Annotated in this window: 19 protein-coding genes; 7 read left to right on the top strand and 12 right to left on the bottom strand. The window is 72.1% G+C overall.

Translation table 11 applies throughout. The features are described 5' to 3' along the window. The first annotated feature begins 102 nt into the window (after positions 1–102). Positions 103–1,536, top strand: coding sequence for a cytosine permease (locus ACZ4NT_RS11250; RefSeq protein WP_467724814.1), 1,434 nt, complete (start codon positions 103–105; stop codon positions 1,534–1,536). A gap of 88 nt (positions 1,537–1,624) precedes the next feature. Here the strand turns inward: ACZ4NT_RS11250 and ACZ4NT_RS11245 are convergent, their stop codons facing one another. Both ACZ4NT_RS11245 and ACZ4NT_RS11240 read right to left on the bottom strand, forming a co-directional pair. Further along, complete coding sequence (locus tag ACZ4NT_RS11245; protein ID WP_467724812.1) at positions 1,625–2,713, bottom strand: branched-chain amino acid aminotransferase; 1,089 nt, start codon at positions 2,711–2,713, stop codon at positions 1,625–1,627. A 251-nt stretch (positions 2,714–2,964) separates the two neighbouring features. Next, entirely contained in the window at positions 2,965–4,017 is a 1,053-nt protein-coding gene (locus ACZ4NT_RS11240; protein WP_121406140.1) for a 3-isopropylmalate dehydrogenase, read from the bottom strand. A gap of 154 nt (positions 4,018–4,171) precedes the next feature. Between ACZ4NT_RS11240 and ACZ4NT_RS11235 the strand changes: the two genes are divergently transcribed. Next, complete coding sequence (locus ACZ4NT_RS11235; RefSeq protein WP_467724811.1) at positions 4,172–5,737, top strand: purple acid phosphatase family protein; 1,566 nt, start codon at positions 4,172–4,174, stop codon at positions 5,735–5,737. A 66-nt stretch (positions 5,738–5,803) separates the two neighbouring features. Here the strand turns inward: ACZ4NT_RS11235 and ACZ4NT_RS11230 are convergent, their stop codons facing one another. After that, positions 5,804–5,932, bottom strand: coding sequence for a hypothetical protein (locus ACZ4NT_RS11230; RefSeq protein ID WP_121406138.1), 129 nt, complete (start codon positions 5,930–5,932; stop codon positions 5,804–5,806). A 269-nt stretch (positions 5,933–6,201) separates the two neighbouring features. Then, on the bottom strand, positions 6,202–7,101 hold the full coding sequence (locus tag ACZ4NT_RS11225; RefSeq protein WP_121406137.1) for a LysR family transcriptional regulator: 900 nt from the start codon (positions 7,099–7,101) through the stop codon (positions 6,202–6,204). A 101-nt stretch (positions 7,102–7,202) separates the two neighbouring features. Between ACZ4NT_RS11225 and ACZ4NT_RS11220 the strand changes: the two genes are divergently transcribed. After that, complete coding sequence (locus tag ACZ4NT_RS11220; RefSeq protein ID WP_121406136.1) at positions 7,203–8,270, top strand: MDR family NADP-dependent oxidoreductase; 1,068 nt, start codon at positions 7,203–7,205, stop codon at positions 8,268–8,270. A 19-nt stretch (positions 8,271–8,289) separates the two neighbouring features. Here ACZ4NT_RS11220 and ACZ4NT_RS11215 read toward each other — a convergent pair whose 3' ends face one another. Next, positions 8,290–8,829, bottom strand: coding sequence for a GNAT family N-acetyltransferase (locus tag ACZ4NT_RS11215; RefSeq protein ID WP_467724809.1), 540 nt, complete (start codon positions 8,827–8,829; stop codon positions 8,290–8,292). A gap of 152 nt (positions 8,830–8,981) precedes the next feature. Here ACZ4NT_RS11215 and ACZ4NT_RS11210 point away from each other — a divergent pair, with 152 nt between their 5' ends. Continuing rightward, complete coding sequence (locus tag ACZ4NT_RS11210; protein ID WP_467724807.1) at positions 8,982–9,896, top strand: alpha/beta fold hydrolase; 915 nt, start codon at positions 8,982–8,984, stop codon at positions 9,894–9,896. 3 nt (positions 9,897–9,899) lie between these two features. On the opposite strand, the gene pruA is transcribed toward ACZ4NT_RS11210, so the two are convergent. Continuing rightward, positions 9,900–11,531: an L-glutamate gamma-semialdehyde dehydrogenase gene (pruA, locus tag ACZ4NT_RS11205; protein WP_121406133.1), complete on the bottom strand. Its 1,632-nt coding sequence runs from the start codon at positions 11,529–11,531 to the stop codon at positions 9,900–9,902. Positions 11,532–11,568: 37 nt separating this feature from the next. After that, on the bottom strand, positions 11,569–12,495 hold the full coding sequence (locus tag ACZ4NT_RS11200) for a proline dehydrogenase family protein (RefSeq protein ID WP_121406132.1): 927 nt from the start codon (positions 12,493–12,495) through the stop codon (positions 11,569–11,571). A gap of 170 nt (positions 12,496–12,665) precedes the next feature. On the opposite strand from ACZ4NT_RS11200, the gene ACZ4NT_RS11195 reads away from it, so the two are divergent. Continuing rightward, on the top strand, positions 12,666–13,934 hold the full coding sequence (locus ACZ4NT_RS11195) for a PucR family transcriptional regulator (RefSeq protein ID WP_467724805.1): 1,269 nt from the start codon (positions 12,666–12,668) through the stop codon (positions 13,932–13,934). 105 nt (positions 13,935–14,039) lie between these two features. On the opposite strand, the gene ACZ4NT_RS11190 is transcribed toward ACZ4NT_RS11195, so the two are convergent. Next, positions 14,040–14,639: a TetR/AcrR family transcriptional regulator gene (locus ACZ4NT_RS11190; RefSeq protein ID WP_467724803.1), complete on the bottom strand. Its 600-nt coding sequence runs from the start codon at positions 14,637–14,639 to the stop codon at positions 14,040–14,042. A 123-nt stretch (positions 14,640–14,762) separates the two neighbouring features. Between ACZ4NT_RS11190 and ACZ4NT_RS11185 the strand changes: the two genes are divergently transcribed. Together ACZ4NT_RS11185 and ACZ4NT_RS11180 are read left to right on the top strand one after the other, a co-directional pair. Beyond that, on the top strand, positions 14,763–16,313 hold the full coding sequence (locus ACZ4NT_RS11185; RefSeq protein ID WP_467724800.1) for an MFS transporter: 1,551 nt from the start codon (positions 14,763–14,765) through the stop codon (positions 16,311–16,313). Positions 16,314–16,546: 233 nt separating this feature from the next. Continuing rightward, the gene (locus ACZ4NT_RS11180; protein WP_467724798.1) at positions 16,547–19,561 is read left to right on the top strand and encodes a helix-turn-helix transcriptional regulator; all 3,015 of its coding nucleotides are present in this window, start codon (positions 16,547–16,549) and stop codon (positions 19,559–19,561) included. 80 nt (positions 19,562–19,641) lie between these two features. On the opposite strand, the gene serA is transcribed toward ACZ4NT_RS11180, so the two are convergent. The 4 genes from serA to ACZ4NT_RS11160 form a co-directional block, all read right to left on the bottom strand. Continuing rightward, a complete protein-coding gene (gene serA, locus ACZ4NT_RS11175; protein WP_121406126.1) occupies positions 19,642–21,231 on the bottom strand; it encodes a phosphoglycerate dehydrogenase in 1,590 nt (529 codons plus the stop codon). 330 nt (positions 21,232–21,561) lie between these two features. Continuing rightward, positions 21,562–22,563, bottom strand: coding sequence for a ketol-acid reductoisomerase (gene ilvC / locus ACZ4NT_RS11170; RefSeq protein ID WP_121406125.1), 1,002 nt, complete (start codon positions 22,561–22,563; stop codon positions 21,562–21,564). Positions 22,564–22,718: 155 nt separating this feature from the next. Then, complete coding sequence (ilvN, locus tag ACZ4NT_RS11165; RefSeq protein WP_121406124.1) at positions 22,719–23,243, bottom strand: acetolactate synthase small subunit; 525 nt, start codon at positions 23,241–23,243, stop codon at positions 22,719–22,721. A gap of 26 nt (positions 23,244–23,269) precedes the next feature. Beyond that, a complete protein-coding gene (locus tag ACZ4NT_RS11160) occupies positions 23,270–25,123 on the bottom strand; it encodes an acetolactate synthase large subunit (RefSeq protein WP_121406123.1) in 1,854 nt (617 codons plus the stop codon). Positions 25,124–25,304: the final 181 nt, after the last annotated feature.

Here is a 25,304-nt window from a genome sequence, read left to right as displayed (position 1 = left end):
ACATCCATGGGAAACATTGACGGGCCACCTTCGAACGCGTCACATTGAACGCCGCTCAAACTTTGGGTGTGCACACAGGCGGCCGATCGAAGGAGACCAGCCATGCCGATAGAACAGCGCGGAGTCGACACCATCCCCGACGAGGAACGCACCAGCGGCCCCCGCGACCTCGTCTCGATCCTGATCGGGTCCAACCTGTGCCTCGGAGTCGTCATCTTCGGCTGGCTGCCGCCGTCCTTCGGCCTCGACTGGTGGGCGTCGGTCAGCTCGATCGTGGCGGGCACGGTCGTCGGCACCGCGGTCACGGCCCCGCTCGCCCTGGTCTCGCTGCGCACGGCCACCAACCTGTCGACCTCCTCGGGCGCCCAGTTCGGCGTCCGCGGCCGGCTGATCGGCTCGGTCGTGGGCCTGTTGCTGGCCCTCGGCTACACCGCGCTGACCGTCTGGATCGGCGGCGACGTGATGGTGAGCGTCCTGAACCGGCTCTTCGGGCTGCCGGTGACGGACACCTCGTACGCCGTGGTGTACGCGCTGCTGGCCGCGGCGACGGTGGCCGGGGCGGTGTACGGCTACCGGGTGCTGCTCGCCGTGTCCCGTGTGCTGGCCGTCGGCATGACGGCGCTGCTGGTCGTGGGCGTGCTGGCGTACGCACCGCACTTCACCACCGCCGCGCTCCCGGAGACCGGCGGCTACCTGCTCGGCTCGTTCTGGCCGACGTGGCTGCTGGCGGCGGTCGCGGCGGGACTGTCCGGACCCATCGCCTTCATCACCCTGCTCGGTGACTACACGCGCTACATCTCGCCCGCCCGCCACACCTCCCGCACGGTCCTGCACGCCACCTGGCTCGGCCTGACCGCCGGGCTGCTGGTCCCGCAGCTGTTCGGCACCTTCACCGCCTACGCGGCCCGCGCCGCCCTCGACTACGCCGGACCGCTGGTGGCGGCCTCCCCCGGCTGGTACCTGGTCCCGCTGCTGCTCGCCGCCTCGGCCGGCTCGGTCGGCAACGCGGGGCTGATGCTCTACTCCATGGGCCTGGACCTCGACGCGATCCTGCCGCGCGCCTCCCGCGCCCGGGCCACCCTGACGGTCGCGGTCGTCGCCACGGCCTGCGTCTTCGTCGGCCACTACGCGTCCAGCGCCCAGGACGCGATGACGTCCTTCGTCCTGCTGCTCACGGCGATCGGCACGCCCTGGGCCGTCATCACCCTGATCGGCTTCGCCCGCTGTCGCGGCGTCTACGACCCGGACGCCCTCCAGGTCTTCAACCGCCGTGCCAGGGGCGGCGTCTACTGGTACCGCGGCGGCTGGAACGTGCGGGCGACGGCGGCCTGGGCGCTGGGCGCCTGCACCGGCCTGCTGGCCGTCTCGCTCCCCTCGTACGAGGGTCCGCTGCTGTCCCTGACGGGCGGTGTGGACTGCAGTTTCCTGCTGTCGGGGGCGGTCGGCGGCGCCGTGTACCTCGCCCTGACCCGGGGCACGGCCCGGACCCCGGCTCCCTCCGACACCGAGCACCGCCCGGCGCCGGTCGCGCCGTAGGGACGCCGCGAGCCCGCCCCCGTGCGGGGGCGGGCTCGTGCGGGACGGTGCCGCGGGCCTCGGGTGCCGGCCCGGCGGGGGGCGTGACTCAGCCCAGGGGGTGCATCCAGCCGTGCTTGTCCTCGCTGATGCCGCGCTGGATGTCCAGCAGGGCCTCGCGCAGCCGCAGGGTCACCTCACCCGGCTCGCCGCCCGACTGCTGCCACTCGGTGCCGGTGCGCTTGACCGTGCCGACCGGAGTGATCACGGCGGCGGTGCCGCAGGCGAAGACCTCGGTGAGGGTGCCGTTCTCCGAGTCGCGCTGCCACTGGTCGATGGAGATGCGGCCCTCCGCCGACTCGTAGCCGAGGTCGCGGGCGACGGTGAGCAGCGAGTCACGGGTGACACCGGCGAGCAGGGAGCCGGTCAGTTCGGGGGTGACGATCCGGTCGCCGTACACGAAGTACAGGTTCATGCCGCCGAGCTCCTCGACCCACTTGTGCTCCACGGCGTCGAGGTAGGCGACCTGGTCGCAGCCCTTCGCGGCGGCCTCGGCCTGCGCGAGCAGCGACGCGGCGTAGTTGCCGCCGGTCTTGGCGTCGCCCATGCCGCCGGGGACGGCGCGGACACGGTCCTCGGAGAGCCAGATGGAGACGGGCCGGACGCCCCCGGCGAAGTAGGCGCCGGCGGGCGAGGCGATGACCAGGAAGAGGTACTCGTTCGCGGGCTTCACGCCGAGGCCGACCTCGGTCGCGATCATGAACGGCCGCAGGTAGAGGGACTCCTCACCGCCGTGCGCCGGGACCCAGGCCCGGTCGTGCTGGACCAGGACGTCGCAGGCCTCGATGAACGTCTCGACCGGCAGCTCGGGCATGCCGAGGCGGCGGGCGGAGGACTGGAAGCGCCTGGCGTTCATCTCGGGGCGGAAGGTGGCGACGGACCCGTCGGGCTGGCGGTACGCCTTGAGGCCCTCGAAGATCTCCTGCGCGTAGTGCAGGGTCATGTTCGCCGGGTCGAGGGAGAGCGGGCCGTACGGCACGAGCTGGCCGTCGTGCCAGCCGCGTCCCTCCGTCCACCGGATCGTCACCATGTGGTCGGTGAAGTGGCGGCCGAAACCGGGGTTGGCCAGGATGGCCTCGCGCTCCGCCTCGGAGAGGGGGGCGGCCGAGGGCTTGAGCTCGATGGTGGGCGTCGTCATGAGTGGTTGTCCTTCACCGGTTGTGTGTGACGAGCCGCGCTCACGCCTGTACTGCCAGTGGCCAGTGCTAGGACGTCCGAGCATTCCCTCATTCCGCGGCTCCGTGTTCGATTATCGCGTGTGCGGAGCCTTGGACGAAAACGGTGTGAATGCGGCCCGGGGACTGATGGTGGCACCCGGCGAGGGCATAAGAAAAGCCGCCGGGTGCGGATGCGACCCGGCGGCTCCTGTGGAACGAGAGTGGCGCGGGGTCAGCCGGCTACTCGTACGGCGAGGGCGTCGCCGATCTCTTCGGTCGTGCGGGCCGGCTTGCCGACGCGCTCGGCCAGGTCGGCGGCGACGGCCTCCTCGATGCGGGCGGCCTCCGCCTCGTGGCCGAGGTGGCGCAGCAGCAGGGCGACGGAGAGCACGGTGGCGCTGGGGTCGGCCTTGCCCTGGCCCGCGATGTCGGGCGCCGAACCGTGCACGGGCTCGAACATCGAGGGGTACGCGCCGGTCGGGTTGATGTTGCCCGAGGCGGCGACGCCGATGCCGCCGGAGACGGCCGCTGCCAGGTCGGTGATGATGTCGCCGAAGAGGTTGTCGGTGACGATCACGTCGAAGCGCTCGGGCTGCGTGACCAGGTAGATCGTCGCCGCGTCCACGTGCATGTACTCGGTGGTGACCTCGGGGAACTCCTCGGCCACCCGGTTGAAGACGTCCGTCCACAGGTGACCGGCGAAGGTCAGCACGTTGTTCTTGTGGATGAGGGCGAGCTTCTTGCGCGGGCGGGCCTGGGCCCGGGCGAAGGCGTCCCGGACGACGCGCTCGACGCCGAAGGCCGTGTTGACGGAGACCTCGGTGGCGACCTCGTGCGGGGTGCCCTTGCGGATGGTGCCGCCGTTGCCGGTGTACGGGCCCTCGGTGCCCTCGCGGACGACGACGAAGTCGATCTCGGGCTGGCCCGCCAGCGGGGTGGCGACACCCGGGAGGAGCTTCGACGGACGCAGGTTCACGTGGTGGTCGAAGGCGAAACGGAGCTTGAGCAGGAAGCCGCGCTCCAGGACGCCGGACGGGACCGAGGGGTCACCGATCGCGCCGAGCAGGATCGCGTCGTGCTTCTGCAGCGCGTCCAGGTCGGCGTCGGTGAGGGTCTCGCCCGTGGCGTGGTAGCGCCGGGCGCCGAAGTCGAACTCCTTGGTCTCCAGCTTCACATCCTGCGGGAGGACGGCGGAGAGGACCTTCAGTCCCTGGGCCACGACCTCCTGGCCGATGCCGTCACCGGGAATCACTGCGAGATTGATGCTGCGAGAGCTTGCCGACATACGCAGCACCGTACTCCTTGTCCCATGGGATGACACGCGGTGTCCGGCATACGGACAGGACGGGGAGACCCCGCCCGGCCGGCGGAGACATTCGTCAGACTCCGTTCACCCGTGCGTTTGGCGGTGGTTGGGGATTGCTGGGAAGTTCACCGGCATGGACACCCCCGACGTCGGCATACCGGAGCAGCTCGCGCGCCGCATGAGCATGGCCGAGCAGCACGAGTACCTGCGCACGAGGCTGACGCGGCGCCGCGCGCTGGTGTCGGCGAGCGCGTTCGCGGGCGGCGGGCTGCTGGCCGGCTGCACGCCGGGCACCGGGAGCCGCCCGCGGACGGCCGACGCGTCACCGCGTCCGGCCACCGGCCGGGTTCCGGGCTCCGCCGTCGTGCCGTTCGGGCGTCACCTCGCCTTCGGCGCGGACCCGAAGACGCAGATGCGGATCTCCTGGCAGGTGCCGTCGGCGGTACGGAAGCCGTACGTCCGGGTGGGGCTGACACCCTGGTCGCTGAGCCGGCGGATCGAGGCCGAGGTGCGCGACCTGCACACCCCGGGCGTCGCCGGGCAGCGGCTCGCGCTCGACCAGTACTACCTGCACGCGGCGCTCGACGGGCTGCGCCCGGGGACGACGTACTACTACGGCGTCGGCCACGAGGGCTTCGATCCGGCCGGCAAGGAGCACCACGCGACGGTCGGCCACTTCCGCACGGCGCCCGCGCGTCCGGAGAAGTTCGTCTTCACGGCCTTCGGCGACCAGGGCGTCACGCCCGACGCCCTCGCCAACGACAAGGTGCTGCTCGGTCGCGGTCCGGCCTTCCACCTGCACGCGGGCGACATCTGCTACGCGGACGGGACCGGGCACGGCGAGGAGTCGGACGTCTACGACCCGGCCGCCTGGGACCTGTTCCTGAGGCAGACCGAGACGGTGGCCCGCACGGTGCCGTGGATGGTGACGACCGGCAACCACGACATGGAGGCCTGGTACTCGCCCAACGGCTACGGCGGCCAGTCCGCGCGCTGGTCGCTCCCGGACAACGGCTTCGACGCGGAGCGGGCGCCGGGCGTCTACTCGTTCGTCTACGGCAACGTCGGCGTCGTCGCGCTGGACGCCAACGACGTGTCGTACGAGATCCCCGCCAATCTGGGCCACTCGCACGGCAGGCAGACCGCCTGGCTCGACAGGCGGCTCGGGGAACTGCGCGGCCGGGTCGACTTCATCGTGGTCTTCTTCCACCACTGCGCCTACTCGACGGCGACGCACGCCTCCGACGGAGGGGTCCGGGACGCCTGGGTGCCGCTGTTCGCCAAGCACCAGGTGGACCTGGTGATCAACGGGCACAACCACGTCTACGAGCGGACCGACGCCATCAGGGGCGGCACCGTGGGGCGGCAGGTGCCCGTGGGCGCCACGACCGACCCGACCCGCGACGGCATCGTCTACGTCACGGCGGGCGGGGCGGGCAAGAGCCTCTACCGGTTCCCGGACGGGGTGAAGGACAGCTACGAGGGAAGGGTGAAGGACCGCGAGTCCGTCGAGACCTTCCACTGGACGAAGGCGCGGCGGCGGAAGCCGGACGCCGTCGAGTGGTCGCGGGTGCGGTACACCGGCTACTCGTTCCTCTCGGTGGAGGCCGAGGCCGGCCCGGCACCGCGGCTCACCGTGTCGGCGCTGGCGCAGGACGGGCAGCGGATCGACCACTTCGAGGTGCGGCGCGGCGCCTGAGCTCCGCGCCGCACCCCGCGCGGGTGCGGCTCCCGGCGAGTGGGCGGATCAGGGACGGGGCGGGCCTCAGTGGCCCGTCGCGCCGCCGTTGTCCCTGCGGTCGAGGGCGCGCTGGAGCGCGGCGGCGGCATTCTTGCGGTCGGACTCGCTGGTACGGGAAACGTGACGGACTCGGCGGACGGTCGTCTCGGCCATGACGGTCGGCTCCTTGCCTCCGGAAAACGGCAACCGGAAGTGGGGTGAGGGATACGAGACGCCGGAGGGGCGGGGAGCGGTGCCGCAGGGGTTGCCTGCTCGGGGCCCGGCTCACGACCGCCATTCGCTTGATCGAGCGAGACGTTCGGCTCCTACAAAGCTAGGCGAGGACCGCGCATCTGTCTCCACAATTACTCGGACTTCCTACTATCTGAGACAGAGACTCGAGCCGGACGCCGCTGACCTGCGGTGACGTGATCGGCCCGGGTTCACGCCCGCCGGGGGTGCAGAGCGCGCAGCTCCCTGATCAGCGCGCGGACGGCGAGGGTCGCGGCGAGTTCGGGAGTGGTGACGTACCCCACGGTGCGGGTCGGTCGCCGGGGCCCGAGGTCGGTGATCCCGACGGTGGGCGGCGCACCCGTGAGGGACAGGGCGGGCATGATCGCCATCCCGAGACCGCTGCTCACCATCGAGAGCACCGCTCCGTCGTCCTCGGCGCGCACCGTCGCGCAGGGGATCCAGTCCTGCGCCGCCCACCAGGTGCGCGTGTACGACGAGCAGTTCTCGGTCCAGTCGACCAGCGGCAGTGAGCGGGGACGGGGGTGGCCGGCCGGATGGACGAGCGCGTACGGCTCCTCCAGCAGCGCGTCACCGAGGAGTTCGGGCGGCACGGGCGCGTGCGTACCGATCGTGGCGATCCCGATGTCCGCCCGCCCCTCGGCCACCTCCCCCGCCGTGCCCGGCCCCACCTCGCGCACCACGCGCACGGAGGCCTCGACGCCGGGATGGCGGGCGGTCAGCCGCTCCAGGGCGGGCGGCAGCAGATGCAGGGCCGCACTGCGGAAGGCGGCGATGCGCAGCGGCCCCGTCACGGTGCCGCCCCCGTCCGGCCCGGTGGCGGCGCCGCGCGCCTCCGCGGTGAGCGTCCGCAGCATGCGCAGCACCCGGCGGGCGTGGACGGCGGCCCGCTCACCCGCGGGTGTGGGGCGCGCCCCGTACCGGCCCCGCTCGAACAGCACGACGCCCAGCTTGCGTTCGATGCCGCGGACGGCGTGCGAGACGGCCGACTGCGTCGTGCCGAGCGGTCCGGCGGCCGCCGAGAAGCCGCCCTCCCGGGCGACGGCCACCAGGATCCGCAGCTCCTGCGGAGTGAGGTCGGATGCGGTCATCGGTGCTCCCGGCAGGCTCCATGAGGACGGCTCATGGATGCCGTCGTCCCATGAGCGCAACCGGCTGCCCGGACCGCGCATTCCTCCCTACGGTCGCGTCCATGACCATCTCCCGCAGCCACGCCCCCGCCGTCGCCGGCGCGGCGGGCACACCCGTCGCCTCCTCCCGCGGCACCGCGCTCACCGTGCAGCAGACCGCCCGTCCGACCGGCTTCCCCACCCCGGAGCACTTCCGCTTCGTGGAGTCGCCGGTGCCCCGGCCCGCCCCCGGCACGGCCCTGGTGGAGAACCTGTACTGGTCCGTCGACCCGTACCACCGCGAGATGATGGACGGCGACTTCGCGCTCGGCGCCCCGCTGGAGGGCCGCGCGCTCGGCCGGGTGACCGAGTCCCGCGACCCGGCGCTGCCCGAGGGGGAGGTCGTCTTCCACCGGCAGGGCTGGCGCACCCACTCCGTCGTACGGCCGGCGGAGGCCCGGCGCCTCCCGCACCTCGACGGCGTACCGCTCTCCGCCCACCTGAGCCTGCTCGGCGGCACCGGCCTGACCGCGTACGCGGGCCTGACCCGCGTCGCGCGGCTGCGGGAGGGCGAGGACGTGTTCGTCTCGGCCGCCGCGGGCGGAGTGGGTACGGCGACCGGGCGGCTGGCCCGGGTGATGGGGGCCGGCCGGCTGGTGGGCAGCGCCGGGAGCCCGGAGAAGGTGCGGTACCTGACGGAACGGGTCGGCTACGACGCGGCCTTCGACTACCGTGCCGGCCCGGCGGCCCGGCTGCTGGCGGAGGCCGCGCCCGACGGCGTCGACGTCTTCGTCGACAACGTCGGCGGCGACCAACTCGGCGCGGCCATCGGTGCGTTGCGCAGGCGCGGCCGGGTGGTGCGGGTCGGCACGGTCGGCCAGTACAACGTCACCGACGCGCCGCCCGTGCTCTTCGACCACGCGGACGTGGTGGAGAAGAGTCTGCGCATCGAGGGCTTCCTGGTCCGCGACCACCTGGAACTCCAGGACGAGCTCTACGCGTTCGCGGTGCCGCACCTGCGGAGCGGACGCCTCGCCCTCGACGAGACGGTGGTGGACGGATTCGGCCGGATCGTGGAGGCGTTCCTGTCGATGCTGCGCGGCGGGAACACCGGGAAGATGATCGTGCGCGCCACGGACGCGTGCGCATGAGGGGCGCCGGGGACCCGCGTCACAGCACGTCGCCGTCCCGCCAGTCGAAGACGAGCGCGTCCTGCGGGTCGAGCGGGCCCGCGTTGCCGGGACGCACGAAGGTGCTGCCCTCCTCCTCCGCCAGCCGCACGACTCCCGCCGGGCCGAGGACGCAGACCCGGCCGGGCCAGACCTGCCAGCCGCGGGCCGTGTAGAGGCCGGCCCCCTCCTCGCTGGCGGAGAGCGCACCCAGGGCGTACGCGCCGTCCACGATCCGTTCGAGGGCCGCCATCACCCGGCCGCCCAGCCCCGTCCGGCGGACGTCGGCGCGCACGCCCACCGCCTCGACGTATCCGGTGCGCAGGGATCGCCCGTGGTGCAGGACCCGCCGCTGCACCACGGAGCCGTGGGCGGCGAGACCCCGCTCGTCGTGGACCAGGGCGTGGATGCCGCCGAGCCCGTGATCCCAGTCCTCGTCGCTGAAGTCCCCCTCGAAGGCGTCGTCCAGGAGGGCGCGGACGGCGCGGAGTTCGGCGGGGGCGAGCTCCGCCGTGTGAGCGGTACGCAGTCGGATGGCCATCGCCCCAGTATTCCCGGCGGCCCCGCGCCGGAGGCCGGCAACGGGCCACCGCCATTCTCTAACCCTCATAAAGCACTTGACCGGTTAGACGCATCCGTGGTGCACTGCTTGCGCCGAAGCAACCGTCAAAAACACTTTGAGGGGTTACAGCCATGACCGAGCACGGACTCCGCCGGACCTCCGCCTCTTCCGCCCGCCGGATCCGGCACCGCTCCGTCGTCGTCGACGGACACGAGATCCACTACCGCGAGGCGGGGCCCGACGGCGCCCCGGTCCTGCTGCTCCTGCACGGCTTCCCGAGCAGCTCGCACATGTTCCGCGACCTGATCCCGCTGCTCGCCGACCACTACCGCCTGATCGCCCCCGACCACCACGGCTTCGGCCGCTCGGCGGCGCCCGCGGCCGGCGACTTCCCGTACACCTTCGCCGAACTGGCACGCCTCACGGACGAGTTCACGGAGCGGCTGGGGCTCGGCAGGTTCGCGCTGTACATCCAGGACTACGGGGCGCCGATCGGTCTGCGGCTCGCCCTGGCGCACCCCGAGCGGGTGACCGCGATCATCACGCAGAACGGCAACGCGTACGAGGAGGGCCTGGGCGCGGAGGCCTGGGCGCCGGTCCGGGCGCTGATCGCCGACCGCACACCGCAGACCGAGGCGCCGGTCCGGGAGATCAGCAGCCCGGACGGCGTCAAGTGGCAGTACCTGCACGGCGTTCCCGAGGAGCTGCGGGACCTCGTCAGCCCCGACGCCTACGAGCACGACGCGGCGCTCATGGCGCGGCCCGGCCAGGCCGCGATCCAGCTCGACCTGATCTCCGACTACGGCAGCAACTTCGAGCTCTACCCGGCCTTCCAGGAGTACTTCCGCGACAGCCGGGTCCCGCTGCTCGCCGTCTGGGGCGCCCACGACGAGATCTTCGTCCCGGCGGGGGCCACGGCGTTCCTGCGGGACCTTCCCGGGGCCGAGGTCCACCTGCTGCCGACCGGCCACTTCGCCCTGGAGACGCACGCGGGCCAGGCAGCCGCCCTGATCGGCGACTTCCTGGCCCGGAACCTCGAAGGGTAGAGGTCAGCCCATGTGCGGGTACGTGTAGTCGGTCGGCGCGACCAGCGTCTCCTTGATGGCGCGGGTCAGCGTCCAGCGCATCAGGTTCTGCGGGGCGCCGGCCTTGTCGTTGGTGCCGGAGGCACGGCCGCCGCCGAAGGGCTGCTGGCCGACGACGGCGCCGGTCGACTTGTCGTTGATGTAGAAGTTGCCCGCGGCGTAGCGGAGCTTGTCCATCGTGTACGCGGCCGCCGCGCGGTCGTTGGAGATGACCGAACCGGTGAGCGCGTAGTCCGACACCGACTCCATCTGGGTCAGCATCTCGTCGTACCGGTCGTCCTCGTAGACGTGCACGGCCAGGAACGGACCGAAGTACTCCGTCCGGAAGACCTCGTTCTCCGGGTCCGAGCACTCCACGACCGTCGGGCGGACGAAGTAGCCGACCGAGTCGTCGTACGAGCCGCCCGCGACGATCGTGCACGACGGGTCCGACTTGGCGCGGTCGATGGCCGCCTTGTTCTTGGCGAAGGAGCGCTCGTCGATGACGGCGCCCATGAAGTTGGCGAGGTCGGTGACGTCACCCATGGTCAGGTAGTCGACCTCGGCCGCGAACTCCTCCTTGAAACCGGAGTTCCAGATGGAGGCGGGAATGTACGCGCGGGAGGTCGCGGAGCACTTCTGGCCCTGGTACTCGAAGGCGCCGCGGGTCAGGGCGGTCTTCAGCACGGCGCGGTCGGCGCTCGGGTGCGCGACCAGGAAGTCCTTGCCGCCGGTCTCGCCGACCAGGCGCGGGTAGGAGCGGTACTTCTCGATGTTGTTGCCGACCGTCTTCCACAGGTACTGGAAGGTCTTGGTCGAGCCCGTGAAGTGGATGCCCGCGAGGTCGCGGTGCTCCAGGGCGACCTCGGAGACCTCGATGCCGTCACCGGTGACGAGGTTGATGACGCCCTTGGGCATCCCCGCCTCCTCCAGGAGCTGCATCAGCAGCACGGCGGCGTGGGTCTGCGTCGGGGACGGCTTCCACACGACGACGTTGCCCATGAGCGCGGGGGCGGTGGGCAGGTTGGCCGCGATGGCGCTGAAGTTGAACGGCGTGATCGCGTAGACGAAGCCCTCCAGCGGGCGGTGGTCCATGCGGTTCCACACGCCCGGGGAGTTGGCCGGGGGCTGCTCGGCCAGGATGTTGCGGGCGTAGTGGACGTTGAAGCGCCAGAAGTCGACGAGCTCGCACGGGCAGTCGATCTCGGCCTGCTGGGCGGTCTTCGACTGGCCGAGCATGGTCGAGGCGGCGAGGGTCTCGCGCCACGGGCCCGACAGCAGCTCGGCGGCGCGCAGGATGATCGCGGCGCGGTCGTCGAAGGACATGGCGCGCCAGGCAGGGGCGGCGGCGAGGGCGGCGTCGATCGCGTCCTGGGCGTCCTGCTTGGTGGCGTGCGCGCCGGTGCCGATGACGGCCTTGTGGTTGTGCGGCTGCACGACCTCGAAGCGCTCACCGCCGCCGAGCCGCTTCTCGCCGCCGATGGTCATCGGGAGCTCGATCGGGTTCTCGGCCAGCTCCTTGAGCTTGACCTCCAGACGGGCGCGCTCCGGGGAGCCGGGGGCGTAGCCGTGCACCGGCTCGTTGACGGGGGTGGGGACCTGGGTCACAGCGTCCATGAGTTCCGTAACTCCTTAAGTGAGCGGTGGTTCGGGCTCAGCCCTTGGTGAGGATCGAGCGGGCGAAGAAGAGCAGGTTGGCCGGCTTCTCCGCGAGACGGCGCATGAAGTAGCCGTACCAGTCGGTGCCGTACGCGGTGTAGACACGCATCCGGTGGCCCTCGGCGGCGAGCCGCAGGTGCTCCTCGCCGCGGATCCCGTAGAGCATCTGGAACTCGTACTCGTCGAGCTTGCGCCCGGCGCGCCGGGCGAGCTCCTGGGCGATGGAGATCAGACGGGGGTCGTGGGACCCGATCATCGGGTAGCCGTCGCCCTCCATCAGGGTGCGCAGGACGCGGACGTACGCCTTGTCGATCTCGGCCTTGTCCTGGTACGCGACCTCGGCGGGCTCCTTGTACGCCCCCTTCACGATACGCACACGGCTGCCGTTCGCGGCGAGCCGGCGGGCGTCGGCCTCGGTGCGGAAGAGGTAGGCCTGGATGACGCAGCCGGTCTGCGGGAAGTCCTTCCGGAGCTCCTCGTGGATGGCGAACATCGAGTCGAGGGTGGTGTGGTCCTCGGCGTCCAGGGTGACCGTCGTGCCGATGGCCGCGGCGGCCTCGACGACGGGGCGCACATTGGCGAGGGCCAGCTCGTGCCCGCCCTCCAGCGCCTGACCGAACATCGACAGCTTGACGGACATCTCGGCCCGGGTCCCGAGCTCCAGCCGCGCGAGGTGCTCGACGAGCTCCAGGTAGGCGTCCCGGGCGGCGGCGGCCTGCTCGCGCGTGGTGATGTCCTCGCCGACGACGTCGAGGGTGACCTCGAGCCCGCGGGCGACGGCGTCCTGCACGATCGGCACCACCTGGTCGACCGTCTCACCGGCGATGAAGCGGGCGACCACCTGCTTGGTGCCGGGGGCCGCCGACACGAAGCGGCGCATCCTGTCGCTGCGCGACGCGGCGAGAATCACGGGACCCAGCACGGGGCACCTCCACGGAAAGTAAGGACGGCCGCGGGCCCCGGAAGAGGAACGCCCGGGTACGGCACGGAGAACCACCGTGAAACCTAAGGATCCCCCCGATCCTCGGCCATCGACAGCTGTCACGCATCCGTGCCCTGGATCTCAGACATATGTATGAGGCCCTCGGACACATGAGGGACAATGCCCCTGTGACGGGCGATTTCAGGGCGGGCAGAGCGGCCGGCCGCGGCGAGTACCAGGAGCTGGTCGACGAGATCTCGGCGCTCCTCGGCGCCCCCGCGACCCTGGAGAACCGCGACTTCGAGCTGATCGCCTTCGGCGTGTACGACAGTGAGGGCGACTTCGACGAGGCCTCCCTCGACCCCGTGCGAACCCGCTCGATCCTCACGCGCCGCTCCACCGCGGAGGTCCGGGCCTGGTTCGAGGGGTTCGGTATCGCGCGGGCCACCGGCCCGGTCCGCATCGCCCCGGCCCCGGAGGCCGGCGTCCACCGCGGACGCGTCTGCCTCCCGGTACGCCATCGGGGGGTGGTGCTGGGCTACGTGTGGCTGCTGGACCACGATCCGGGGCCGACCGCCGCACAGCTGGACGCCGCCATGCAGGTCGCCGCCCGCATCGGGGCACTGCTCGCCGACGAGGCCCAGGCGGGCGCGGACCTCACCCGTGAACTGCGGGCGGTCCTCACCGCGGAGCGGGGCTGGCAGCGGGACATGGCGGTCGCCGAGCTGCGCACCGCGCTGGGCCCCCGCGCGGACGGCCTGCACACGGTCGTCTGCGTCGCCCCGTGGCCCTCCGCCGACCCGGACGACGCCCCCTCGGTCCGTACGGTGCCGGGAGCGACCGCCCTGTGCACGGTGCCGTGGGGGACGGCCGGGCAGAGCCTGGCGCTGCTGATGCGGCTGCGGTCGGCCGAGGTGCTGACACCCGCGCTGTCGGCGGCATCCCGGTTCGTCCGCGAGGCGGCGGATCACCCGCCCGCCGGCGGTTCACGGTCGGCGGGTCCGTCGCCCGCGCCCTCCGTCGGGGCGACGGCGGCGGCCGGGGTGGCCGGGGCCCGTGCGGGCCTCGCCGACCTGGGCGCCGCCTGGCAGGAGGCGTCCGCCGCCGCCCGCGCGGCCCTGGCCGAGCCGCGTCTCGGGCCGGTCGCCGAGTGGGCGTCCATCGGCCCCTTCCGGCTTCTGACGTCCCTCCCGCCGGACACCGCGCACGACCCCGTCGTACGCACCCTGCTGTCCCCCGCCCACCGCGAACTCGCGCGCACCGCCGAGGTGTTCCTCGACCGCGCGGGCCAGGCGGGCCGCACGGCGGCGGAGCTCGGCATCCACCGTCAGACCCTGTACTACCGCCTGTCCCGGGTCGAGCAGCTCACGGGCCTGGACCTGGACGACGGCGAGGACCGGCTGCTGCTGCACATGGCGCTGAAGGGGGCGCGGCTGTAGCGATGGGGGCGGGGCCGGGCCACCGGACCGGGGCCGCGCCCTCCACGTCACCCCCGGGTCGGCCGCCCGTGCCACACCACCCCGCCCCACGTCCGTCACGTCACGTCAGCGGGTCGGGCCGTCCGCCTTCGCCGACGCCTCGATCACCCGTCGCAGGCCCTCGGTGAGCTGGGAGGAGTCCGTCGCGGACGCCGGGTCGAAGAGCCACTGCACGCACAGGCCGTTGAGCAGGGTCTGGTAGAAGCCGCCGAGCGTGCGCAGCGTGACGTCGTCGACGTCGGCCTCCCGGCCGCCCATCAGCATGGGGACGAGACCCCGGCGCCCCTCGTCCTGGGCCTTCACCAACTGCTCGCGCACCGTGGGCAGCCGGTCGGCGTTGGTGATGACCTCGAAGGTCAGCAGCCAGATCGGGCGGGCCTCGGTGAAGGACCGGGTGACGTTCCCCCAGACCTCCTCGAAGCGCTCCAGGGAACCCGGCTCCCCCACGGTGCCGTCCCCGACGAAGCCGTCGAAACCCTCGCCCAGGTTCGAGATCAGATCGACGTACGCCTGCGCGAGCAGCGCGTCCTTCGAGCCGTAGTGGTAGCCGATGGACGCCAGGTTCGTCCCCGACTCCTTGACGACGTCGCGCGCGGTGGTGCGCACGAACCCCTTCTCCAGCAGGCAGCGCTTGGCGCCCTCGAGCAGATCCTCACGATGTCCCATGCGGGTCAGCCTACCGCCGGTCCAGACAAGCGTCCCATACGGACGTATTACACAGGTGTCCTGTACGACCGTTCTATACAAACGTACTAGACAAGCGTTTAAGACGTCCGTACAGTCCCTGCCATGACGCACTCGACGAGCCCGACCCCCGCCCCCGGCGCCCGCGCCGGCCGCCGCGAATGGACCGCCCTCGGCGTCCTGATGCTTCCGCTGCTCCTCGTCTCCATGGACGTGTCGGTCCTCTACTTCGCGATCCCCGCGATCAGCGCCGACCTGGAGCCGAGCGGCACCCAGCAGCTGTGGATCTTCGACATCTACGCCTTCGTCCTGGCGGGCCTGCTCATGACGATGGGCTCGCTGGGCGACCGCATCGGGCGCCGCCGGCTGCTGCTGTTCGGCGCCGCCGCCTTCGGGACGGCGTCGGTCGTCGCCGCCTACGCCGACAGCCCCGAGACCCTGATCGCGGCCCGCGCCCTCCTCGGCATCGGCGGCGCGACCCTGATGCCGTCGACGATGGCGCTCATCCGCACGATGTTCACGGACCCCGGCCAGCGCGCGAAGGCGATCGGCCTGTGGTCCGGCGTGATGACCGGCGGCATCGCGCTCGGCTCGGTGATGAGCGGGATCCTCGTCGAGTACTTCTGGTGGGGCTCGGTCTTCCTCGTCAACCTGCCCGCGATGGTGCTGCTGCTGGTTCTCGGCCCGATCCTGCTGCCGGAGTCCAGGAAGCCCGCGCCCGGCCGCTTCGACCTGCCGAGCGTGCCGCTGTCGATGGCGGCCGTGCTGCCCCTGATCTACGGGATCAAGGAGATCCCCTCCGAGGGGTGGCGGACCGAGTACGTCCTCTCGATCGCGGTCGGCCTGCTGTTCACCGCCCTCTTCGTGCACCGGCAGCGCACCGCCGAATCCCCGCTGATCTCACCCCGGTTGTTCCGCGGACGCGGGTTCGCCCCCGCCGTCGTCCTCAATCTCGTGTCCTCGTTCGGGATGATGGGGTCGGCCTTCTTCACCACCCAGTACCTCCAGTCCGTGCTCGGCAAGAGCTCCATGGAGGCCGCCCTGTGGGCGCTGCTGCCCACGGTCCTGGTCGGCGTCGCGGCCCCGGTCGCCGCGCAGTTGGTGCAGAAGGGCGTGGACCGGGCCCACGTCGTCGCCGGCGGTTTCACCGTCGCCGCCTGCGGCTACGGACTCCTCGCCCTCGCCGGTACGGACTCGATGTGGCTGGTGCTGGCCGGCGCGGGCGTCCTCGCCTCCGGCATCGTCACCGTGATGTCCCAGATGATGGACCTCGCCCTCGGCACGGTCCCCGTCGGCAACGCGGGCACCGCGTCGTCCCTGCTGGAGACGGGCGCTGAGTTCGGCGGCGCGCTGGGGATGGCGGTCCTCGGCTCCATCGGCACCGCCGTCTACCGCCACGACATCCCGTCCACCGCTCCCGCCGCCGCCCACGAGACCCTGGGCGGGGCCCTGGCCGTGGCCCGGCACCTGCCCGACCGCACCGGCGACGCCCTCACGACCGCCGCCCGGGAGGCCTTCACCCACGGCATGAACGCCGCGGCCGTCGCCGGCGCACTCCTCCTCCTGGGCGCCGCGGCCCTCACCACGGCCACCCTGCGCCGGCCCCCCACCCGAACTCCCGCCCCCCGCCGACCGCAACGGTCCCTCACCCGATGACCCCGGCCGGGACGATCCCAGCGGCCGTCCAGGCCGAACCGGGGGCCCGGGGGCGCAGCCCCTGGACGGCACGACAACACCGCCCACCCCCGAACCCCGGCCGCGGAAATCCCAGCCCGTCCGGCGCTTGAGGACGAGGCCGTCCAGGCCGAACCGGGGGCCCGGGGGCGCAGCCCCCGGAGGGCCCCCTTAAAGCCGGGTGCCGTATCGGGCCCGCATGCCAGGATGGACCCGTGGCACAGACATTCGGTACGCCGTTCATCGGCCGGTCAGAGGAACTGGCCAGGCTCACCGGCGTGCTGGGCCGCGCCCACGAGGGCGACCCCCGCGCCGTCCTGGTCGCGGGAGACGCCGGCGTCGGCAAGACCCGCGTCCTCACCGAGGCCTCCGCGCACGCCGCCGGCACCGGCATGACGGTCCTCACCGGCCACTGCGTGGACCTCGGCGACGTCGGCCTGCCGTACCTCCCGTTCACCGAGATCCTCGGCGCCCTCGCCGCGGACGACCGGTTCGCCCCCGCCCTCGCGGCCCACCCCGCCGTCGACCGGCTGCTCGGCAGCGGTCCCGACGGCGCCTCGGACGCCGGCGGCCGACTGCGCCTGTTCGAGGGCGTGGCCGGACTCCTCGCCGACGCCTCCGCGATCGCCCCGCTCCTGCTCGTCCTGGAGGACCTCCACTGGGCGGACCAGTCCTCCCGCGACCTGCTGCGCTTCCTGCTCAGCCGCGGTCTCCGCCCACTCCCCCAGACCCGCGGCCCCCGGACGGGAGCACCGGCGGCCGACGCCCCCGTCCACCGCCTCGCCGTCTTCGCCTCCTACCGCGCCGACGACCTGCACCGCCGTCACCCGCTGCGCCCCCTGCTGGCCGAGCTGGTCCGGCTGCCCGCCGTCGACCGCCTGGAGCTGCGGCCGATGCACGACACCGAGGTGGCCCGCCTGGTGCGCGCCCTCGGCACGGACGCGGTGGCGGACACCACGGTGCGCCGCATCGTCGAGCGCGCCGAGGGCAACGCGTTCTACGCGGAGGAGTTGCTCGCCGCCACCGCCGACGCCGTGCCCGGCGCCCCCGACCCGGCGGCCGACGCCATGCCCAGCGGCCTGGCCGACGTCCTGCTCATCCGCTTCGAGCAACTGCCCGCCACCGCCCAGCAGGTGCTGCGCACCGCCGCCGTGGCCGGCCGCCGCGTCGAGCACGACCTGCTCCGCGACGCGGTCCAACTGCCCGAGGAGGAGCTGGAGTCGGCGCTGCGCGAGGCCGTCGGCCGGCAGCTCCTGGTCCCCGCCGACGGCGACACGTACACGTTCCGGCACGCCCTCATCCGGGAGGCCGTGTACGCCGACCTGCTGCCCGGTGAGCGGGTCCGGCTGCACCGCGCGTTCGCCACCCTGCTCGCCGGGCGCGGCGACCCGGCGAAGAGCGCGGCCGAGCGGGCCCACCACTCGCGGGAGAGCCACGACCTGGCCGACGCCCTCCGGGCGTCCCTGGAGGCCGCCGACCACGCGGCCGGCGTCGGCGCGCCCGCCGAGGAGCTGCGCCATCTGGAGTCCGCCCTCGACCTGTGGCCCGCGGTGGCGCCCACGGCACGGCCCGAGGACGGCCTGGACACGGTCACCCTCACCCTGCGCGCCTCGGCCGCCGCCGCGCACGCCGGCGAGAGCCACCGGGCGGTCACCCTGACCCGGGCCGCGCTCGCCCGGGCCGGCTCGGACGCCGACTCCGAACTCGCCGTCCGCGTCCGCTACACCCTCGCGGGCAACCTCATGCGCGTCGACCGCCTGAAGGCGGCGTTCACGTACAGCAGCGAGGCGCTCGCCATGACCCCCGCCGAGCCCCCGTCGCACACGTGGGTGTGGGCCGCGGCCACCCACGCCATGGCGGCCCGCTACATGGGCCACGACGAGGACGCCGAGCGCGTCGCCCGCCAGGCCCTGCGCGTCGCCGAGGACCTCGGACTCGCCGACGCCCGGGCGGACCTGACGATCTCCCTGGTCGGGCTCGAGGAGCACAACCGCCGCTCTCCGCAAGGGCGTCGCCGCCTGTCGGAGGCGCGCGCTCTGGCCCGGAGCGCCGGGAACGTGTCGGTGGAGATGCGTGCCCTGTTCAACCTGGCGGTCGGGTGCTACGAGTCCGGCGACCTGGACGAGTGCCTGACCTGGGTCACCGACGGATTGGAGCGGGCGGGCCGCTCCGGCCTGCTCTCCTCGCCGTACGCGCTGGAACTGCGCTATCTGCAGTCCCTGGTCTTCTACACCCTGGGCCGGTGGGACGAGTGCGCCCGCGCGGCCGCCGTCGACGCCGAGCGGCTGCCCGCGGCGGCCGGCTTCGCGACCGGTCCCGCCCTGTACGTGGCGCTGGCGCGCGGCGACCGGGAGACCGAGAGCCGCGCCCGCGCCCTGCTCGACGGGCCGTTCGACTGGATGGCCACGCTCGTCGCGAGCATCGTGCTGACCGACGCGGCGGCGTTGCGCGGGGACGCGGAGGCGGCCGTCGCCCGGGTCGGTACGACGCTCGCGACCCTCGCCGGAGAGGCGGGCGCCGAGCGGCCGGACGTCGCGGTGCGGCTGGCCGCCCTCGCCCTGGCCGCGGTGGCGGACCGGGCCGAACAGCTGCGCCTGACCGGCGACCGGGCGGCCGTCTCCCGCTGGACGGACACGGCGGACGAGCTGGTGGAGCTGGCCCGGGTCACGGCCGCGAAGGGCGAGGACGGCTCCCGGCAGGGTCCCGAGGGGCTCGCCTGGCTGGCCCGTGCCGAGGCCGAGTGGACCCGCGCCCGCACCGGTCCCGACGTCGCCGCCTGGGAGCGGGCCGTCGCCGCCTTCGACTACGGCGACCCGTACGAACCGGCCCGCTGCCGCCGCCGGCTCGCCGAGGCGCTGCTGGCCGCGGACAGGCGCGAGGAGGCGGCAGAGCAGATCCGCGCGGCCCGCGACACGGCCGTACGGCTCGGTGCCGTGCCGCTGCGCGAGGACCTGGACGAGCTCGTCCGGCGTCGCCGGCTGGCCCCGAGGGAGCCCGCAGGGCAGGACGGCGCGGCGGCCCTGACGGCCCGGGAGAACGACGTCCTGCGCCTCCTCGCCCTCGGCCGCACCAACCGTCAGATCGGCGAGGAACTGTTCATCAGCGGCAAGACGGCGAGCGTCCACGTCTCGAACATCCTCGCCAAGCTGGGCGCGGCCGGACGCACGGAGGCCGTCGCCATCGCCTACCGGCAGGGCCTGATCGAGCCGGAACGCGCCCCGTCCCCCTGACGCCCGCCCGCGGGAGACGACGAAGGGCCGGACCACCCGAAGGTGACCCGGCCCTTCGCCCACAGGCCGTTGGGCGTGACTCAGACGAGGTTGACCGAGCGGGCCGAGGTGGCGCCGATCTCGTCGGCGACCTCGGTGAGGACCGACTGCGGAACCGTGTCGTCGACCGTGAGGACCGCGAGGGCCTCCCCGCCGACGGCCGCCCGGGCGACCTGCATGCCCCCGATGTTGATACCGGCCTCGCCGAAGACGCGGCCGACGGTGCCGACGACGCCGGGACGGTCCTCGTAGCTCAGCACGACCATGTGGTCGGCGAGCGCGAGGTCCACGTCGTACTCGCCGACGGCGACGATCTTCTGGAGGTGCTTCGGGCCGGCCAGCGTGCCGGACACCGCGACCTCCTGGCCGTCGCCGAGCGTGCCGCGCACGGTGACCACGTTGCGGTGGTCCGGGGACTCCGAGCTGGTGGTCAGACGGACCTCGACGCCACGCTCCTGCGCGAACAGCGGGGCGTTCACGTACGACACGGTCTCGTCGACGACGTCCTCGAACACACCCTTGAGCGCCGAGAGTTCGAGCACCTTGACGTCGTGCTGGGTGATCTCGCCGTACACCTCGACGTCGAGACGGACCGCGACCTCGCCGGCGAGGGCGGTGAAGATGCGGCCGAGCTTCTCGGCGAGCGGCAGGCCGGGCTTGACGTCCTCGGCGATGACGCCGCCCTGGACGTTCACCGCGTCCGGCACGAGCTCACCGGCGAGGGCGAGGCGCACCGAGCGGGCCACCGCGATACCGGCCTTCTCCTGGGCCTCGTCGGTGGAGGCGCCGAGGTGCGGGGTGCAGACGACCTGGTCGAGCTCGAAGAGCGGGGAGTCCGTGCAGGGCTCCTTCGCGTACACGTCGAGACCGGCGCCCGCGACGCGGCCCTCCTTGAGCGCCGAGTACAGCGCCTCCTCGTCGACGATCCCGCCGCGCGCGGCGTTGACGATGCGCACCGACGGCTTGACCTTGTGCAGCGCCTCGTCGCCGATCAGACCGAGGGTCTCGGGGGTCTTGGGGAGGTGGACGGTGATGAAGTCGGCGACCTCCAGCAGCTCGTCCAGCGACAGGACCTTCACACCCATCTGGGCGGCGCGCGCGGGCTGCACGTAGGGGTCGTAGGCGACGACCTTCATGCCGAACGCGGACATGCGCTGGGCGACCAGCGCGCCGATGCGGCCGAGGCCGACGACGCCGAGGGTCTTCTCGGCCAGCTCGACGCCCGTGTACTTGGAGCGCTTCCACTCGCCGTTCTTCAGGGCGGTGTTGGCCTGGGGGATGTGGCGCGCGGTGGCCAGCAGGAGACCGCAGGCCAGCTCGGCCGCGGTCACGATGTTCGACGTGGGGGCGTTGACGACCATGACGCCGGCCTTGGTGGCGGCGGAGACGTCGACGTTGTCCAGGCCGACGCCGGCTCGTGCGACGACCTTCAGCTTCTTCGCGGCGGCGACGGCCTCCGCGTCGACCTTGGTGGCCGAACGGATCAGGATCGCGTCCACGTCGGCGATCGCGGGCAGCAGTTCGGCGCGGTCCGCGCCGTTGCACTGGCGGATCTCGAAGTCCGGGCCCAGGGCGTCCACGGTCGCGGGCGACAGCTCTTCAGCGATGAGTACGACAGGTTTCGAGCTCACGTGAGTCCTCACAAGTCCAATGCGGACGGCCGTCCCGACGGCCGCATGCGGTGGAGGGTTGTCGGCGGCCCCGAAGAGTGCCGGTGCCGTCCCGCGCCGAGCGGCGTGGGGGCGTGCCTTCACTTCCTCGGTGTCGCTTGAGCCGCGTGGAAGACGCACGACGCTGTGGGCCTGACGCGTTTGTTGTGCAGCAGTCTAGTGCCGCTGCGGGGGCCGTCCTGCGCCTCCGCGGAAGGATCACCCGGACGAGGCTGGCCGCAATGGACAACAGCGTTACCCCGGGTTCGGCGACGGGCCGGAGCGGTGCGCTCCGGCCCGTCGTCCCAAGGCTTACGCCTCGTCGTCGTTGACCCAGCTCATGAGCTTGCGCAGCTCCTTGCCGGTGGTCTCCAGGAGGTGGTTCTCGTCCTGGGTCTTGTACTCGTTGTACTTCTTCAGGCCGCCGTGGTACTCGTCCATCCACTGCTGGGCGAACGTGCCGTCCTGGATCTCGGCGAGGACCTTCTTCATCTCCGCCTTGGTGGCGTCGGTGATGATCCGCGGGCCGGTGATGTAGTCGCCCCACTCGGCGGTCTCGGAGACCGACCAGCGCATCTTCTCCAGGCCGCCCTCGTACATCAGGTCGACGATGAGCTTCAGCTCGTGGAGGCACTCGAAGTAGGCGATCTCCGGCTGGTAGCCGGCCTCGGTCAGCGTCTCGAAGCCCGCCTTGACCAGCGCGGCCGTACCACCGCAGAGCACGGCCTGCTCGCCGAAGAGGTCGGTCTCGGTCTCCTCGGTGAAGGTCGTCTTGATGACGCCCGCGCGGGTGCCGCCGATGCCCTTGGCGTAGGAGAGCGCCAGCGCGAACGCGTTGCCCGTGGCGTCCTGCTCGACGGCCGCGATGCAGGGAACGCCGCGGCCCTCCTCGTACTGGCGGCGCACGAGGTGGCCCGGGCCCTTGGGGGCGACCATGCACACGTCGATGCCGGCCGGGGGCTTGATGAAGCCGAAGCGGATGTTCAGGCCGTGGCCGAAGAACAGCGCGTCGCCGTCGTTCAGGTTGTCCTTGATGGACTCCTCGTAGACCTGGGCCTGGATCGGGTCCGGCACGAGGATCATGATGACGTCGGCCTCGGCCGCCGCCTCCGACGGCGTCACCACGCGCAGGCCCTGCTCCTCGGCCTTGGCCTTGGACTTCGAGCCCTCGTGCAGACCGACGCGGACGTCGACACCCGAGTCACGGAGCGACAGCGCGTGGGCGTGGCCCTGGCTGCCGTAACCGATGACCGCGACCTTGCGGTTCTGGATGATGGACAGGTCGGCATCGTCGTCGTAGAACAGCTCGGCCACTGGGGTTCTCCTTGGTGTGCTCGTGTTGCGTCCCACCGTACGGCGGGCGGAGGAAGGGAAGTCTTCGGGTCTCGGAATACGGGCGGTCGGCGGCTGCGAACCGGCCGTTTCCGGTCGGGCCGGAGCCGGGGACGGTCCGTCCCCGGCGTCGGCGGTCAGGCGGACCGGTCGAGGGCGCGCAGCGACCGGTCGGTGATGGAGCGGGCGCCGCGGCCGATGGCGATCGTGCCGGACTGGACGAGCTCCTTGATGCCGAACGGCTCCAGCATCTTGAGCATGGCCTCCAGCTTGTCGCTGCCGCCGGTGGCCTCGATGGTGACGGCCTCCGGGGAGACGTCGACCGTCTTGGCGCGGAACAGCTGGACGATCTCGATGATCTGGGAGCGCGTCTCGTTGTCGGCGCGCACCTTCACCAGAACGAGTTCCCGCTGAACGGCGGAACCCGGCTCCAGTTCGACGATCTTCAGGACGTTGACGAGCTTGTTGAGCTGCTTCGTCACCTGCTCCAGCGGGAGGTCGGCGACGCTCACCACGATGGTGATGCGGGAGATGTCGGGGTGCTCGGTGACGCCGACCGCGAGCGAGTCGATGTTGAAGCCGCGACGCGAGAACAGCGCGGTGATACGGGCGAGGACACCCGGCTTGTTCTCGACGAGGACGGAGAGCGTGTGCTTGGACATGGGTCTCGTTCCTTTTCCTACGGCTCTCAGTCGTCTTCGTTGTCGCCGAAGTCGGGGCGGACGTCACGGGCGAACATGACCTCGTCGTTGGAGGTGCCGGCGGCGACCATCGGCCACACCATCGCGTCCTCGTGGACGATGAAGTCGACCACGACGGGGCGGTCGTTGATCGAGTTCGCCTCCTCGATCACCTTGTCGAGGTCGTCCGGGGACTCGCAGCGGATCGCGTAACAGCCCATGGCCTCCGACAGCTTGACGAAGTCGGGGACGCGGGTGCCGGCGCTCGGCTGCTTGCCGTCCGCGTCCGGGCCGCTGTGCAGCACGGTGTTGGAGTAGCGCTGGTTGTAGAAGAGGGTCTGCCACTGGCGGACCATCCCGAGGGCGCCGTTGTTGATGATGGCGACCTTGATCGGGATGTTGTTCAGGGCGCAGGTGGTGAGTTCCTGGTTGGTCATCTGGAAGCAGCCGTCGCCGTCGACCGCCCAGACCGTGCGGTCCGGCTGTCCCGCCTTGGCGCCCATCGCGGCCGGGACCGCGTAGCCCATGGTTCCGGCGCCGCCCGAGTTCAGCCAGGTCGCGGGCTGTTCGTACTGGATGTAGTGCGCGGCCCACATCTGGTGCTGGCCGACGCCCGCGGCGAAGATCGTCCCCTCGGGGGCGAGTTGACCGATGCGCTCGATGACCTGCTGCGGGGAGAGCGAGCCGTTGTCGGGCTGCTCGTAGCCGAGCGGGTACGTCTCACGCCAACGGTCGAGGTCCTTCCACCAGGCGCTGTAGTCGCCCCGGTGTCCCTCGCTGTGCTCCTTCTGGACGGCCTGCACGAGGTCGGCGATGACCTCGCGGGCGTCACCGACGATCGGCACGTCGGCGGCGCGGTTCTTGCCGATCTCGGCCGGGTCGATGTCGGCGTGGACGATCTTCGCGAAGGGCGCGAAGCTGTCCAGCTTGCCGGTGACGCGGTCGTCGAAGCGGGCTCCGAGGGCGACGATCAGGTCGGCCTTCTGCAGCGCGGTGACGGCGGTGACCGCACCATGCATGCCCGGCATTCCCACGTGCAGCGGGTGGCTGTCGGGGAATGCGCCGAGCGCCATCAGGGTGGTGGTGACGGGCGCTCCGGTGAGTTCTGCGAGGACCTTCAGCTCGGCGGTGGCCTGGGCCTTCAGGACGCCGCCGCCGACGTACAGGACCGGCCGCCTGGCGGCGGTGATCAGCTTGGCGGCCTCGCGGATCTGCTTGGCGTGCGGCTTGGTCACCGGGCGGTAGCCGGGCAGGTCCTGGGTGGGCGGCCAGCTGAAGGTGGTCTGGGCCTGGAGTGCGTCCTTGGCGATGTCGACGAGGACGGGTCCGGGGCGGCCGGTGGAGGCGATGTGGAAGGCCTCCGCGATCGTCCGGGGGATGTCCTCGGCCTTGGTCACCAGGAAGTTGTGCTTGGTGATCGGCATCGTGATGCCGACGATGTCCGCCTCCTGGAAGGCGTCCGTGCCGATCGCCTTGGAGGCGACCTGGCCGGTGATGGCGACCATCGGCACGGAGTCCATGTGCGCGTCGGCGATCGGCGTGACCAGGTTGGTGGCGCCGGGGCCCGAGGTGGCCATGCAGACGCCGACGCGGCCGGTGGCCTGCGCGTAACCGGTGGCCGCGTGACCCGCACCCTGCTCGTGACGGACGAGCACGTGGCGCACGCGCGTCGAGTCCATCAGCGGGTCGTACGCCGGGAGGATCGCACCGCCGGGAATGCCGAATACCGTGTCGGCCCCGACCTCCTCGAGCGAACGGATGAGGGACTGCGCACCCGTGACGCGCTCGGGGGCGGACTGATGTCCTCCGGAACGGGGCCGCGGCTGCGGATGGGCCCCGGTGGCCTGCTCGGTCATCGGCATTCTCTTCTCGATGCTGAGGGTTTTTGCGAGGTTTGTGCGGGTGTACGACTGGTGCCTGTGCAACAAAAAACCCCTCGTGCCGTGAGGCAAGCGAGGGGAGCGCGCCGGGTGCGGTCGCTGGGTGTTCCGGATCGTCCTCCGGTGTGCCCCAGCTTCAGCCGACGCGCTTTCCAAGTACGAG

This window comes from Streptomyces sp. NPDC026417, from assembly GCF_055567695.1.
The sequence above is the reverse complement of the archived record's forward strand: the minus strand, read 5'-3'. Positions and strand labels throughout refer to the sequence as shown.